Here is a 14,243-nt window from a genome sequence, read left to right as displayed (position 1 = left end):
AATCATTTTATGGAATCTGCATTCCTGAGAGTTTACCGGTTTGCCATCCACCGACATTTTCCTGCGAGACGCGCCCCAAAAAACTGTCCCAGTCTTTCCACACCGGCTGAAGCCCGGCTTGCGTTAATGCTTGCGCAACGCGTTGTGGCGATCGGTTATCGTGCGGAGCAAATTGCTCAAGTTCCGGATGATCGTCAGCATAGCCGCCGGGCTGTGTTTTAGATCCGGCACTGACGGTGTTGATCGCCAGCGGAATGACGTGATCGCGGAAATAAGGTGATTCGCGTGTAGACAGTGAAAGCTCGACATCCGGTGCCAGCATTCTGAAAGCGCATATCAGCTGAACAAGCTGATTTTCTTCCAGCAATGACGCCGGTTCTATTCCACCGGCGCAAGGACGCAATCTCGGAAACGCCACCGAATAACGGCTTTGCCAGTAAGTTTGTTGCAGATACAGCAAATGCTCGGCCACCATATAACTGTCAGTCCGCCAGTTTCCTGAAAGTCCGAACAGTGCACCCAGCCCGATTTTATCAATGCCCGCTCGTCCGAGCCGGTCTGGTGTTTCCAGTCGCCAGAAGAAATCCTGTTTCTGGCCTCGCAGATGATGTAATGCATACGTCGGCGCGTGATAGGTTTCCTGATAAACCAGCACGCCATCCAGTCCCAGCGTTTTCAGCTCAGCATATTCTTCCTGTTGCAGCGGCTGAACTTCAATCATCAGCGAATCAAAATGGTTTCTGATCGCCGGGAAATGACGGCGAAAATAGTCCATTCCAACTTTCCCTTTGTGTTCGCCGGTGACCAGCAACAGATGTTTGAAGCCCAGCGCATTCAGCGCTTCGCATTCCCGCCCGATTTCATCCTTATCCAGCGTTTTACGTTTGATTTTATTGCTCATCGAAAAGCCGCAATAAGTACATTCGTTGGCGCAAAGATTGGATAAATACAGCGGTGCGAAGAAATTCACCGTGTTGCCGAAGCGCTGGCGCGTGAGTTGTTGAGCCCGCTGCGCCATGGGTTCCAGATAAGGCAGCGCCGCCGGAGAAATTAACGCCATAAAATCCTCACGGTCGATTTTATTCCGGCTGAGCGTCCGTTCGACGTCACGTGTTGTTTTACTGTTAATGCGCAGCGAAAGGTCATCCCAGTTCAGCGCAGACCAGACATCCGTAAAGCTGCTCATGACGTCGCCTGTGAGGTATTGAGAAAACCGGTCAGCGGGCTGGATGCACTGGCGTGTCGCTGTCTGCCGCCTAAACCACTCTGGCGGGCAATGACTCCGGCCTGAACCGCGAGGCGGAATGCGGTAGCCATCTCTACCGGATCGCCCGCGACGGCAATCGCGGTATTGACCAGCACAGCATCGGCGCCCATTTCCAGCGCTTGCGCGGCCTGGCTCGGCGCGCCAATACCGGCATCCACCACCACAGGAATACGCGCCTGTTCGATGATGATTTGCAGAAACTCGCGGGTTTGCAGCCCCTGATTGGAACCGATTGGCGCACCCAGCGGCATGACCGCTGCGCAACCCGCTTCCTCCAGACGCTTACACAGCACCGGATCCGCGCTGCAATACGGCAGAACCACGAAGCCTTGTTTCACCAGAATCTCTGCGGCTTTCAACGTTTCAACGGCATCAGGCAGCAGATATTTTACATCCGGGTGAATTTCGAGTTTCACCCAGTTTGTTCCCAGCGCTTCTCTTGCCAGTTGCGCGGCAAACACCGCTTCTTCCGCCGTTTTGGCGCCTGAGGTATTCGGCAACAAACGTACACCTAGCTGTTGCAGGGGAGACAAAATGTCGTCTCCGCCGCGACGCAGATCGACACGTTTCATCGCCATGGTCACCAGCTGAGAGCCGGATGCTTCGAGCGCTCGTTGCATCAGCACCGGACTGGCGAATTTTCCCGTACCTGTAAAAAGGTGCGATGTGAATGTGGTATCAGCAATTTTTAACATGTCAGCCTCCGGCTATCGCCTGAAAGAGCAAAATCTCATCACCGTCTTCCAGCAAGTGAGCAGGCCAGTTATCACGGGGAATAATGACCTGATTAACTGCCAGCGCGCTGCCTGCAGGGTTTAATGCCAGTACATCGAGCAGGGTCAGCAATGTGAGCGGTTGACTGAAGTGGTGAGATTCATCATTAACCAGAATGTTCACGCGTGGCCTCCGCAGACGGCACAGCTTGACGATCGCTTGAGTTGCAGCGAACGCCAGTTTTGTGTTTTTCCGTCGAACAGCCGCAGTTTGCCGCTTAAGGATGAAGGCATTCCGACTAGCATTTTTATTGCTTCCAGCGCTTGTAGTGTACCGATCACTCCGACCACGGGGCCGAGTATTCCAGCGCTTCGGCAGTTGCGTTGAGGTTCTATTTTTTCAGGGTAGAGGCAGGCGTAACAGCCTTGAGAGTAAGGTGGTTCAATTACCAGCAGCTGACCACTAAAACCAATGGCGCTTCCACTAATCAAAGGCTTGCTAGCTGCGATACAAGCGGCATTTACTGCATGGCGAGTGGCCATATTATCGCTGCAATCCAAAATTAGATCGGCCGTTAAAACAGCCTGAGTAAGCAAATCTTCTTGAAGACGCAGGTGAATGGCGATGCAGTCGAGCTGCGGAGTTAAGGACTGCAAATGGCACTTCGCCAGATTGGCCTTATTTTGTCCTATGTCATTCGTACGATATAAAATCTGTCTTTGTAAATTAGATATATGCAATTTATCGTCATCAGCGAGTAAGAGTTTGCCAACTCCGGCGGCTGCCAAATACAGCGCAGCAGGGGAGCCTAAACCGCCGAGCCCGACAATCAACACTTTGGAATTAGTTAATTGCTCCTGCCCTTTAGTACCGATGTCTTCCAGCAACAATTGCCGGCTATATCTTAAGAACTCCTGGTCGTTAAGCATCTTCCGGCACCTTGCTGGCGCATATAGCCAGCAGTTCGGCGGTAGCGGCACGCCAGTCCGCTGCCTGCGTAATGGCGCTGACCACGGCAATGCTGCCGACGCCGCAATCGAGAACCGACGGCGCGCGGTCAATACTGATCCCGCCGATGGCCACCGTCGGGAATCTTCCGTCGAGTTGCTTAATATGTCGGGAGAGTTCTTCCAGACCCTGCGGGGCTGACGGCATGTCCTTGGTCTGCGTCGGGAAGATATGTCCGAGTGCGATATATGAAGGATTCACGGCGACAGCGCGCGCCATTTCAGTATCGTCATGGGTGGAGACGCCCAGTCGTAAACCGGCCTGACGGATTGCCTCAAGATCGGCAGTATCCAGATCTTCCTGACCCAGATGCACGCCATAAGCCTGATGTTTTACCGCCAGACGCCAGTAATCGTTGATGAATAACCGCGCCTGATATTTTTTCCCTAGTGCGATGGCCTCGATTATTGCTGGCTCGACTTCTTCATCGGGTAAATCTTTTACACGCAGTTGCAGCGTTTTAACGCCTGCCTCCAGCAGGCGGGCGATCCATTCCACAGTATCAACGACCGGATATAAACCGAGGTGAAAAGGAACGGCAGGAAAGGGCTGAGCGGACTGATTCATTTGTTGATCTCCGTGGCAGGGTGATAAAGCTCGCTGCCGCGTGAACGGAATTCGGCCGACATTTGCGCCATGCCGGATTCAACGAGTTCTATTGGCTGGGCTTTGGCTTCCAGCGCGGCGGCGTAATCGCGAACTTCCTGAGTGATTTTCATTGAGCAGAATTTCGGACCGCACATCGAGCAGAAGTGAGCAACTTTGCCGGATTCCTGCGGCAGCGTTTCATCGTGGTAAGCGCGGGCAGTGGCCGGATCCAGAGCCAGATTGAACTGGTCTTCCCAGCGGAATTCAAAACGCGCTTTGGACATGGCGTTATCGCGGATTTGCGCACCCGGATGACCTTTGGCTAAATCGGCGGCGTGTGCTGCGATTTTGTAGGTAATCAAACCCTGCTTAACGTCTTCTTTGTTCGGCAGGCCGAGATGCTCTTTTGGCGTGACATAACACAGCATGGCGCAGCCAAACCATCCAATCATCGCCGCACCAATACCGGAGGTGAAGTGGTCGTAACCCGGCGCGATATCGGTGGTCAGCGGACCGAGCGTATAGAACGGCGCTTCGTGGCAGTGCTCGAGTTCTTCGGTCATGTTGCGTCGGATCATCTGCATCGGCACATGCCCGGGACCTTCGATCATCACCTGCACATCGTATTCCCAGGCAATTTTGGTCAGTTCGCCCAGCGTGCGTAATTCAGCGAATTGTGCTTCGTCATTGGCATCCTGAATTGAGCCCGGACGTAAGCCGTCGCCCAATGAAAGGGAGACATCGTAGGCGGCGCAGATTTCGCAAATTTCACGAAAATGCTCAAACAGGAAACTTTCGCGATGATGTGACAGACACCATTTCGCCATAATCGAACCACCACGCGACACAATGCCGGTCAGACGTTTGGCCGTCATCGGCACGTAACGCAGCAAGACACCGGCATGAATGGTGAAATAATCGACGCCTTGCTCGGCCTGTTCCAGCAGGGTATCGCGGAACATTTCCCAGTTCAGGTCTTCGGCCACGCCGTTCACTTTTTCCAGTGCCTGATAAATCGGCACCGTGCCGATCGGCACCGGGCTGTTACGCAGGATCCATTCGCGGGTTTCATGAATATAACGGCCGGTGGAGAGATCCATCACGGTGTCTGCGCCCCAGCGCGTTGACCACACCAGCTTCTCGACTTCTTCTTCGATGGATGATGTCACCGCTGAGTTGCCGATATTAGCGTTCACTTTCACCAGGAAATTACGCCCGATGATCATCGGCTCTGATTCAGGATGGTTGATGTTGGCAGGAATAATCGCACGCCCGGCGGCGACCTCCTGACGCACAAACTCTGCGGTGATATTGGCAGGCAAATGCGCGCCAAAGCTTTCACCGGGGTGTTGCTGGCGCAAAATCTCTCCACGGATCCGCTCGCGGCCCATGTTTTCGCGAATGGCGATGAACTCCATTTCCGGGGTAATCGTGCCTTTGCGTGCGTAATGCAGTTGCGTAACATTTTTGCCAGACATGGCTTTACGCGGACGCGGCAGATGCTCGAAGCGCAGATGATCCAGCCCTTCGTCCGCCAGCCGTTGCTGGGTAAAGCCGGAGCTGACCTGTGGGAGTTCCTCCGTGTCCGCACGCTCTTTTATCCAGCGGGCACGTAATTTTTCCAGACCGGTGTGCACGTCGATAACTGCTGACGGATCCCCGTAAGGTCCGGCGGTGTCATAAACAGGGATGGCTTCGTTTTCTTCGAACTTCGGATTATCTTTGCCACCGCCGACCAGTGTCGGGCTGAGCTGGATTTCACGCATCGGCACGCGAATATCTTTGCGGTCACCTTCAAGATAAATACGGCGGGAATTGGGGAAGGCTTCGCCCTGCAAACTGTCGATAAACGACTGAGCCTGCGCACGTTGTTCACGGCGATTAGACGCTTTCTTTTCGGAAATAACGGGTTTCTGGGTACTCGACATAGCAAATTCCTCGCAAAAAAACGTGATGGAAAATTGCTTGTCTGGAGGTATACGGCAGGAGTAAAAATGGGCGGTGCAGCACAGGCGGCCTGATGCAGGCGAATGCCAGAGTGAGCTGAACGCATAACATTACTCTTGTTCCCTTCGCGGGTACTAACCCGATCAGGTTCCGCGGATCCCGAATTAACGGTCTCAGCCTGGCGTAATCTTCGCGAGAAAATTATGCGCTAGGCACTCCGACAAGAAGCCTCAATATAGGAGGCGTTTTTTGAAACTACAACTAAAACTACAATTAAAACCACAAACAGGTGCAGAGTTTTAATGTGACAAAGCGTTAAGCCGGTCTGGCGAGATGTTCTTCATTTGCAGGGGGTTTTTCTTCATGATTGCTGCGGTCAAATGCCAGAATAATCAATTGATCTTCCAGCTGAAAACGCGCATCCAACGCTTCACCTACATCGGATAATGCATAATGAAATGCGAAAGCATTGTCATCATCAATATCATTTTCAGTGTAACTATCATGGAAAGCCATGATAGCTTCAGTGTTCAGCTCCAGTGCAGGGTATATTTTCGCAGCCTGCAATTTTATCGGACTGTTCGCACCTTCGACTTCATCAATGATCCGCTGATACAGATGGAAATGACCGGCAGAAAGATAGTCCACCAGGTTATGGCAAAAGTTATCCAGCGCTTTTTCGTTGAGAGGGGTATGTTTTTCTTTATTGGGTTTCAGGCCGACCAAAGTGCAGTACGAAACCAGCAGCTCTTTGCGCGCGTGCAGCCATTGATCCACTAACTCATTACTGCCACCAACGCGTTGGGTCAGTCTTTCCAGACGATTTAGCATGGTTGACTCCGTGAGCGATAAAAAAGTAACTAAAAGTTACTAATATGTGAATATCTTACTCAGATTGTCAGTCCCGACGAGGTTATGCAACAACAATTATGGAATTACAGATTACTGAGCAACATAACGGCTGGTGGGTTATCAGCCAGGAAGGCAAGCTGTGGCTGCCTGAGGGCGAACTGCCGTTTGGCAGCGCCGCACAATATTCTCTGACCGGTAAAACGGCGCGTCAGATTGGTGAATGGCAGGGTGAACCTGTCTGGCTGGTCCGTCAGACAATGCCAAATCATATGGTTTCTGCCCGTCAGCTGCTGGATCAGGATCGCGGATTATTCCAGCTGGTCGGGCGCGGCGTGCAGCTGTCAGAATTTTATCGTTCTCATAAGTTCTGCGGATACTGCGGGCATGAAATGCACGTCAGTAAGACCGAGTGGGCCGCACTTTGCGGGAATTGCCGCGAACGCTATTACCCGCAGATTGCGCCCTGCATCATTGTAGCAATCCGCAAAGGTGATGAGATTTTGCTGGCGCAGCACGTCCGTCATCGTAATGGCATTCACACGGTTCTGGCTGGCTTTGTTGAAGTCGGTGAAACACTGGAAGAAACCGTGGCTCGCGAGGTCATGGAAGAAAGTAATATCCGCGTGAAGAATGTCCGTTACGTCAGTTCCCAACCGTGGCCGTTCCCCAATTCGCTGATGATGGCATTTATGGCGGATTACGACAGCGGCGATATTAAACACGACCCGAAAGAGCTGCTTAACGCTGACTGGTACCGCTTTGACCAGCTGCCACAGCTGCCACCGCCCGGCACGATTGCCCGTCGTCTGATTGAAGACACAGTTGCGCAGTGCCGCGCAGAAAGCGAAGACGACGAGGTCTAGCGTCAGTTTTGCGTGATAGAATGCCGTCATATGATTGTCGGGCGGCCCGAATATTGAAGGAAAGAGCAAGAATGAATGAGTTGAAAAACGACCGTTACCTGCGTGCTTTGTTACGTCAGCCAGTGGACATTACACCGGTGTGGATGATGCGTCAGGCTGGCCGTTATTTGCCGGAGTACAAAGAAACCCGCGCTGAAGCCGGCGATTTTATGTCGCTGTGTAAGAATGCCGAACTGGCTTGTGAGGTGACTTTACAGCCGCTTCGTCGCTATCCGCTGGATGCAGCGATCCTGTTCTCCGACATCCTGACCATTCCTGATGCGATGGGGCTGGGGCTGTATTTCGAAGCCGGTGAAGGCCCGCGTTTTTCTTCGCCACTGACCAATCGTGCTGATGTCGAAAAGCTGCCGGTTCCGGATCCTGAAATGGAGCTGGGCTATGTGATGAACGCCGTGCGTACCATCCGTAAAAACCTGAAAGGTGAAGTGCCGCTTATCGGTTTCTCCGGTAGCCCGTGGACTCTGGCGACGTATATGATTGAAGGCGGTAGCAGCAAAGCCTTTACCAAAATTAAAAAAATGATGTACGCCGATCCGTCTACCTTGCACCTGTTGCTGGATAAAGTGGCCGACAGCGTCATTCTTTACCTTAATGCTCAGATTAAAGCGGGCGCGCAGTCGGTGATGATTTTTGACACCTGGGGCGGCGTGCTGACACCTCGCGATTACCGTGAGTTCTCTCTTAACTACATGCACAAAATCGTCGATGGCCTGATTCGTGAAAACGAAGGCCGCCGTGTGCCGGTGACCTTGTTTACCAAAGGCGGAGGCCAGTGGCTGGAAGCGATGGCGGCAACGGGTTGTGACGCGCTGGGTCTGGACTGGACCACCGATATTGCTGAAGCGCGCCGTCGGGTTGGCGACAAAGTGGCGATTCAGGGCAACATGGATCCTTCCATGCTTTACGCCTCACCGGTGCGGATTGAGCAGGAAGTAGAAACCATTCTGGCTGGTTTCGGCAAAGGTAATGGCCATGTGTTTAATCTTGGCCACGGTATTCACCAGGACGTTCCGCCAGAAAATGCGGGCGCTTTTGTGGAAGCGGTACACAGCCTGTCCCGCCAGTATCACGAGTAACATGGCATTATGATCGACACGCGCGCGTTACGTGAAGAGCAACGGATCCTCGCAGATCAGATTGAACTGCAGGATCCGCCTGAATTCACCACACCGTCGTTGATCGCCGGTGTGGATGTCGGGTTTGAGCAGGGCGGTGAAGTCACCCGCGCGGCGGTCGCTGTTCTGAGTTATCCAACTTTGGAGCTGGTCGAATACCAGATAGCCCGCATTCCGACCGTCATGCCCTACATTCCTGGTTTCCTTTCTTTCCGTGAGCTCCCCGCACTTTTACAAGCCTGGCAGCAAATCTCATCGCACCCTGATCTGGTTCTGGTTGACGGGCAGGGGATCGCGCATCCGCGGCGGCTCGGTGTCGCCAGTCATTTTGGCCTGATGATTGACGTGCCGACCATTGGTGTGGCGAAAAGCCGTTTATGCGGGCAGTTCCTGCCGTTAGGTGAAGCGCTACACAGCAGTCAGGGGCTGTATGAAGGCGATGAACAGATTGGCTGGGTGTGGCGAAGCAAGCTACGCTGTAATCCATTGTTCATCTCGCCTGGTAATCGGATCAGCATGGACTCCTCTCTTTATTGGGTGGAACAATGCATGCGGCAATATCGGCTGCCGGAACCGACCCGTTGGGCGGATGCCGTGGCATCAAACCGGGCGTCGTTTCAACGCTGGCAACGCTTGAGTGATGATCTTTAGGAATCAAGGAATAGGGATATTGATTTATTTCAGGTAAACTCCCGCGCAGAAAAGTTAACGAGATCAACTCATGTTACGTAATCCAATTCATTTACGTCTCGAAAAGCTGGAAAGCTGGCAACACGTGACGTTTATGGCGAGCTTGTGCGAACGCATGTACCCGAACTATCAGGCATTTTGCCTGGAAACCGGGTTTGGCGAAGCACAGCTTTACCGTCGTATCCTGGACTTAATCTGGGAAACGCTGGTGGTAAAAGACGCCAAGGTCAATTTTGACTCACAGCTCGAAAAACTGGAGGAAGCGGTGCCTTCTTCCGATGATTACGATCTCTACGGGGTTTATCCGGCGATTGATGCGTGTATTGCATTAGGCGAACTGATTCATTCGCGTCTGAGCGGCGAAACGCTGTCTCATGCGATTGCGGTGAGTGAGACGTCAATTCGTACTGTCGCGATGCTGGAAATGACTCAGGCAGGTAAAGAAATGACCGATGAAGAACTCAAGGTCATCCCTGCCGTTGAAGAAGAATGGGACATCCAATGGGAGATTTTTCGCCTGTTGGCTGACTGTGAAGAGCGTGACCTGGAATTAATAAAAGGGTTACGTTCTGACCTGCGTGAAGCCGCTGTCAGTAACATCGGCATAAATTTAGCGCAATAAGGCAAGAAAACGTGATTTAACGCCTGATTTGTCGTGCCTTAAGGCTTCACATCCGCACCCTGTCTGGTCTACATTTGGGGTGCGTAAAAAAAGTGGCTATCGGTGCGTGTATGCAGGAGGGTGCTGTCAATCGGCATATCCGTCGCACTCGATGCTTTGCAAACGATAAACACACTGTAAAGGATAACTTATGAACAAGACTCAACTGATTGATGTAATTGCGGACAAAGCTGATCTTTCCAAAGCACAGGCCAAAGTTGCTCTTGAATCTACTCTGTCTGCTATTACCGAGTCTCTGAAAGAAGGTGATGCTGTACAATTGGTTGGTTTCGGGACTTTCAAGGTAAATCATCGTAACGAGCGTACTGGTCGTAACCCACAGACTGGTAAAGAAATCAAAATCGCAGCTGCAAACGTGCCTGCGTTCGTTTCTGGTAAAGCTCTGAAAGACGCTGTTAAGTAATTGCTTGCAGTGAAAAGAATAAGCGGAGGGGTTTTTAGGCCCCTTCAGTTTATCACCCCCAGGCTGGTAGCAGGTTTACTGGTGCTCGGTCTGGTGGGTTGTAGTTCTGATAAAGGCCCTGAGTTATTCTTTGCCAGCGGTTATGTTGCTGATCAGGGAATTAACCGGCTTTGGCGCGAAGATAGCGCCCAGCACGAGCCTCAAACCATCCTTAACGTCTATAGCCCCTATTTCGGCGGCGATACGATCATCACCCGATACGAATTCCAGCAGGGGCAATTGCACCTGATTAAAGAAACCCATGCCACCAAAACTGATTTGGGCGTCATGCTGCGTTTTGACGAGGGTGGCAATGTCAGCTTCATGCAGCGACAGCTCCCGGAGCGTCGGGAAAAATTATCCTCTGATGAAATCGAACGCTATAAATATGAAGCGTCAAAAATCCTCGACCTGAGCAACGCGCTGCAGGCAGGGAATGTCCGCCTGGTTCAGGCTCGCTGGCGCAAAGGCATCATAACGACCTGCGCAGGTGAACAAGTGACGCCGGCGCTCACTGTCCGTTCACAGGTCTGGCTGGCGAAACGAGCCAGTCGCAGTAACGATAATCTGGGGCTAGCCTGGCTGACGGCACCGCAGGGCAACGAGCTGTTGCTGGTCGCCAATGAAGATTTCTGTAAATGGGAACCGAAAGAGTCTGACCTCTGATCTCGTTTTGATAAAAGAAAAGGCACGCCGAAGCGTGCCTTTGTTGATCGTCGGGACGGAAAAAATTACTGATTACGTTCGCGGTCGATAGCGCGATAACCGATGTCTTTGCGGCAAAAGCTGCCTTCCCAGTGAATATCTTTTGCTAAATCATAAGCGCGTGCCTGAGCCGCTTCCACGGTTTTGCCCAACGCCGTCACACACAATACGCGGCCGCCATTCGTTACCACACGTTCATCCTGCAAGCGGGTTCCGGCCTGGAAGACTTTGCCATCTGGCACTTCTTCCAGCGGCAGACCGTGGATAACGTCTCCGGTTTTGTAATCGGCAGGATAGCCACCCGCGGCGAGCACGACACCCAGCGACGGGCGCGGATCCCACTCGGATGTTTTATCGCCCAGACGACCTTCAGCACCGGCGAGGCAAAGATCCACAAGATCTGAACGCAGACGCAACATGATCGGCTGAGTCTCCGGATCACCGAAACGGCAGTTGAACTCGATCACTTTTGGCTGCCCGTCAGCTGAGATCATCAGACCTGCATACAGGAAACCGGTATAAGTGTTGTTTTCTGCCGCCATGCCACGAACGGTTGGCCAGATAACCTGATCCATGACGCGCTGATGAATTTCATCGGTCACTACCGGCGCCGGAGAATAAGCGCCCATGCCGCCGGTATTCGGGCCGCTGTCGCCGTCACCCACGCGTTTGTGATCCTGACTGGTCGCCATCGGCAGCACATTGGTGCCGTCGACCATAACGATGAAACTGGCTTCTTCGCCGTCGAGGAATTCTTCAATAACAATGCGATGGCCTGCATCGCCGAAAGCATTGCCTGCCAGCATGTCGTGAACGGCGTCTTCCGCTTCTTTCAACGTCATCGCAACAATGACGCCTTTACCTGCTGCCAGTCCATCAGCTTTGATGACTATCGGCGCGCCTTTGCTGCGCAGATAAGCCAGAGCAGCTTCGATTTCAGTGAAGTTCTGATAATCAGCGCTTGGGATGTTATGTCGAGCCAGGAAATCCTTAGTGAAAGCTTTAGAACCTTCCAGCTGCGCAGCTTCCTGCGTTGGGCCAAAGATTTTCAGACCGGCTGCGCGGAAAGCATCCACCACACCAATTACCAGTGGCGCTTCAGGGCCAACGATGGTCAGGCCAATATCATGACTTTTGGCGAAAGCCAGCAAACCGGCGATGTCAGTGGCGGCGATGTCCACATTTTCCAGCAACGGCTCCAGCGCGGTACCGGCATTGCCAGGCGCAACAAAGACTTTATCAGCCAGAGGTGACTGCGATGCCTTCCATGCCAGTGCATGTTCACGCCCGCCGTTACCGATAATTAAAATATTCATTCGAAGACTCCGGTGAGCGGGCGCATCGCACCCGCTAAAAGAAAATTAATGACGGAAGTGGCGCATGTCGGTGAACAGCATCGCAATGCCGTGTTCGTTTGCCGCGGCGATCACTTCATCGTCACGGATAGAACCGCCAGGCTGAATAACGCAGGTGATGCCTACTGCTGCTGCTGCATCGATGCCGTCGCGGAACGGGAAGAAAGCATCAGAAGCCATGACAGAACCGGCGACTTCCAGACCTTCGTCGGCGGCTTTAATACCGGCAATTTTAGCGGAGTAAACGCGGCTCATCTGGCCAGCGCCGATACCGATGGTCATTTTGTCACGTGCATACACAATGGCGTTGGATTTCACGAATTTTGCGACTTTCCAGCAGAACAGCGCATCTGTGAGTTCCTGCTCCGTCGGCTGGCGCTCTGAAACCACACGCAGATCAGCCGCATCAACCATACCCAAATCGCGATCCTGAACCAGCAGGCCGCCATTAACACGTTTGAAGTCTAGTGCTTTCTGACGATCTTCCCATTGCCCGCAGGTCAGTACGCGAACGTTTTGTTTGGCTGCGGTCAGGGCCAGAGCTTCGGCACTGACAGATGGCGCAATGATCACTTCTACAAACTGACGGCTGATGATGGCTTTCGCTGTTTCGGCATCCAGTTCACGGTTGAAGGCAATAATGCCGCCGAAAGCGGATGTCGGGTCAGTCTGATAGGCGCGCTCGTAAGCGGCCAGAATGCTGTCACCGATGGCCACGCCGCAAGGATTGGCATGTTTAACGATGACGCAGGCCGGTTCAGCAAATTCTTTCACACATTCCAGTGCGGCATCGGTATCCGCAATGTTGTTATAAGAAAGCGCCTTGCCCTGAAGCTGGGTAGAAGTGGCAACCGAAGCCTCGCTGACGTTCTCTTCTATATAGAAGGCCGCGTTCTGATGGCTGTTTTCGCCATAACGCATATCTTGTTTCTTTATATAGCTAAGATTCAGTGTGCGCGGGAACTGTCCGGAAGCGGATTCGGTATCGCCGTGATAAGCCGGCACCATGGTGCCGAAGTAGTTGGCAATCATGCCGTCATAAGAGGCCGTGTGCTCGAAAGCTTTGATCGCCAGATTGAAACGGGTCGCCAGCGTCAGCGAGCTGCTGTTGGAATCCATCTCTTCTATAATAGAAGCGTAGTCGCTGCTCTTCACCACGATGGCGACGTCTTTGTGGTTCTTCGCCGCCGAGCGAACCATTGTCGGGCCACCGATATCAATGTTTTCTACTGCATCTTCCAGTGAACAGTCCGGGCGAGCGACGGTTTGTGCGAACGGATAAAGGTTAACGACCACCATGTCGATTGGCGCAATAGAATGCTGCGCCATAATTTCATCATCTTTCCCGCGACGACCGAGAATGCCGCCGTGAACTTTCGGGTGCAGAGTTTTGACGCGTCCATCCATCATTTCCGGAAAACCGGTGTAGTCAGACACTTCAGTGACTGGCAGGCCGGCTTTAGCCAACAGACTGGCAGTTCCGCCAGTGGAAAGTAATTCAACGCCACGCGAAGACAGGGCCTGGGCGAATTCTACGATACCGGCTTTGTCAGAAACACTGAGCAGGGCGCGGCGGATTGGACGAGATTGTTGCATGGTGGTTGTATCCTTGGCTTTGGAGTCGCAGTAAAGAGCGTTATCGGAGTTCAGTGACGCTTTTCTTCTCTCCTTCTCTTTATATAGAGAAAATTATTGAGAGCAATTTGCAGAAAACGCGGGACTGAGCTCGGATAACTCCCCTCCGGCAACCGGTATTTCATTTGTTACCCATAAAGGGCTGCGAAAACTGACGCGCGAAATTGTAGCGAAAACGATTGCGCGACGCTCGCAAAATTTGAGATTCCTGTGCCCCTGTGGATAAATCTGTGTAAAACACGGTATAAGCAGTGTGTTTGCTGTGTAATGCAGCAAACAGTGATTTTTCTTAAAATTAGCCCTTGCGGCCTGCTGAGAAC

The 14,243-nt window shown here is 52.6% G+C and carries 15 protein-coding genes and 1 riboswitch; of the genes, 6 read left to right on the top strand and 9 right to left on the bottom strand.

Annotated features, from left to right (window positions below; genetic code table 11):
• Window positions 1-7: 7 nt before the first annotated feature.
• The 7 genes from thiH to rsd all read right to left on the bottom strand — a co-directional run bounded on the left by thiH (window position 8) and on the right by rsd (window position 6,355).
• Complete coding sequence (gene thiH / locus ACJY2G_RS24665) at window positions 8-1,186, bottom strand: 2-iminoacetate synthase ThiH (protein WP_430320965.1); 1,179 nt, start codon at window positions 1,184-1,186, stop codon at window positions 8-10.
• Window positions 1,183-1,962: a thiazole synthase gene (locus ACJY2G_RS24660; protein ID WP_430320966.1), complete on the bottom strand. Its 780-nt coding sequence runs from the start codon at window positions 1,960-1,962 to the stop codon at window positions 1,183-1,185. Before ACJY2G_RS24660 ends, thiH begins: the two co-directional genes overlap by 4 nt.
• A 1-nt stretch (window position 1,963) precedes the next feature.
• Window positions 1,964-2,164, bottom strand: coding sequence for a sulfur carrier protein ThiS (gene thiS, locus ACJY2G_RS24655; RefSeq protein ID WP_279920256.1), 201 nt, complete (start codon window positions 2,162-2,164; stop codon window positions 1,964-1,966).
• Window positions 2,161-2,910, bottom strand: coding sequence for a HesA/MoeB/ThiF family protein (locus ACJY2G_RS24650; protein WP_430320967.1), 750 nt, complete (start codon window positions 2,908-2,910; stop codon window positions 2,161-2,163). The genes thiS and ACJY2G_RS24650 overlap by 4 nt, the downstream gene beginning before the upstream one ends.
• Window positions 2,903-3,556, bottom strand: coding sequence for a thiamine phosphate synthase (thiE, locus tag ACJY2G_RS24645; RefSeq protein ID WP_430320968.1), 654 nt, complete (start codon window positions 3,554-3,556; stop codon window positions 2,903-2,905). The genes ACJY2G_RS24650 and thiE overlap by 8 nt, the downstream gene beginning before the upstream one ends.
• Window positions 3,553-5,505, bottom strand: a complete 1,953-nt coding sequence (gene thiC, locus ACJY2G_RS24640) for a phosphomethylpyrimidine synthase ThiC (protein ID WP_120164013.1) — start codon at window positions 5,503-5,505, stop codon at window positions 3,553-3,555. The genes thiE and thiC overlap by 4 nt, the downstream gene beginning before the upstream one ends.
• A 122-nt stretch (window positions 5,506-5,627) precedes the next feature.
• A riboswitch (TPP riboswitch) is annotated at window positions 5,628-5,754 on the bottom strand.
• Window positions 5,755-5,839: 85 nt separating this feature from the next.
• Window positions 5,840-6,355, bottom strand: a complete 516-nt coding sequence (gene rsd, locus ACJY2G_RS24635) for a sigma D regulator (RefSeq protein WP_112288552.1) — start codon at window positions 6,353-6,355, stop codon at window positions 5,840-5,842.
• A 98-nt stretch (window positions 6,356-6,453) separates the two neighbouring features.
• On the opposite strand from rsd, the gene nudC reads away from it, so the two are divergent.
• The 6 genes from nudC to ACJY2G_RS24605 all read left to right on the top strand — a co-directional run bounded on the left by nudC (window position 6,454) and on the right by ACJY2G_RS24605 (window position 10,894).
• Complete coding sequence (gene nudC, locus ACJY2G_RS24630; RefSeq protein WP_112288553.1) at window positions 6,454-7,239, top strand: NAD(+) diphosphatase; 786 nt, start codon at window positions 6,454-6,456, stop codon at window positions 7,237-7,239.
• 71 nt (window positions 7,240-7,310) lie between these two features.
• Window positions 7,311-8,375, top strand: coding sequence for a uroporphyrinogen decarboxylase (gene hemE, locus ACJY2G_RS24625; protein ID WP_112288554.1), 1,065 nt, complete (start codon window positions 7,311-7,313; stop codon window positions 8,373-8,375).
• 9 nt (window positions 8,376-8,384) lie between these two features.
• Window positions 8,385-9,065: a deoxyribonuclease V gene (nfi, locus tag ACJY2G_RS24620; RefSeq protein ID WP_120164011.1), complete on the top strand. Its 681-nt coding sequence runs from the start codon at window positions 8,385-8,387 to the stop codon at window positions 9,063-9,065.
• A 70-nt stretch (window positions 9,066-9,135) separates the two neighbouring features.
• Window positions 9,136-9,726: a YjaG family protein gene (locus ACJY2G_RS24615; protein ID WP_095924297.1), complete on the top strand. Its 591-nt coding sequence runs from the start codon at window positions 9,136-9,138 to the stop codon at window positions 9,724-9,726.
• A 190-nt stretch (window positions 9,727-9,916) separates the two neighbouring features.
• Entirely contained in the window at window positions 9,917-10,189 is a 273-nt protein-coding gene (gene hupA / locus ACJY2G_RS24610) for a nucleoid-associated protein HU-alpha (protein ID WP_013577396.1), read from the top strand.
• A 51-nt stretch (window positions 10,190-10,240) separates the two neighbouring features.
• Window positions 10,241-10,894, top strand: coding sequence for a DUF1481 domain-containing protein (locus ACJY2G_RS24605; RefSeq protein ID WP_430320971.1), 654 nt, complete (start codon window positions 10,241-10,243; stop codon window positions 10,892-10,894).
• A gap of 65 nt (window positions 10,895-10,959) precedes the next feature.
• On the opposite strand, the gene purD is transcribed toward ACJY2G_RS24605, so the two are convergent.
• Both purD and purH read right to left on the bottom strand, forming a co-directional pair.
• A complete protein-coding gene (purD, locus tag ACJY2G_RS24600) occupies window positions 10,960-12,249 on the bottom strand; it encodes a phosphoribosylamine--glycine ligase (protein WP_430320969.1) in 1,290 nt (429 codons plus the stop codon).
• Between the two features lie 45 nt (window positions 12,250-12,294).
• On the bottom strand, window positions 12,295-13,884 hold the full coding sequence (purH, locus tag ACJY2G_RS24595) for a bifunctional phosphoribosylaminoimidazolecarboxamide formyltransferase/IMP cyclohydrolase (protein ID WP_430320970.1): 1,590 nt from the start codon (window positions 13,882-13,884) through the stop codon (window positions 12,295-12,297).
• Between the last annotated feature and the right edge of the window lie 359 nt (window positions 13,885-14,243).

Origin of the sequence: Rahnella sp. ATs2 (genome assembly GCF_051851855.1) — a bacterium.
In the GTDB taxonomy this organism is placed as follows: domain Bacteria; phylum Pseudomonadota; class Gammaproteobacteria; order Enterobacterales; family Enterobacteriaceae; genus Rahnella; species Rahnella variigena.
This window is presented reverse-complemented; position numbering and strand designations above follow the sequence as displayed.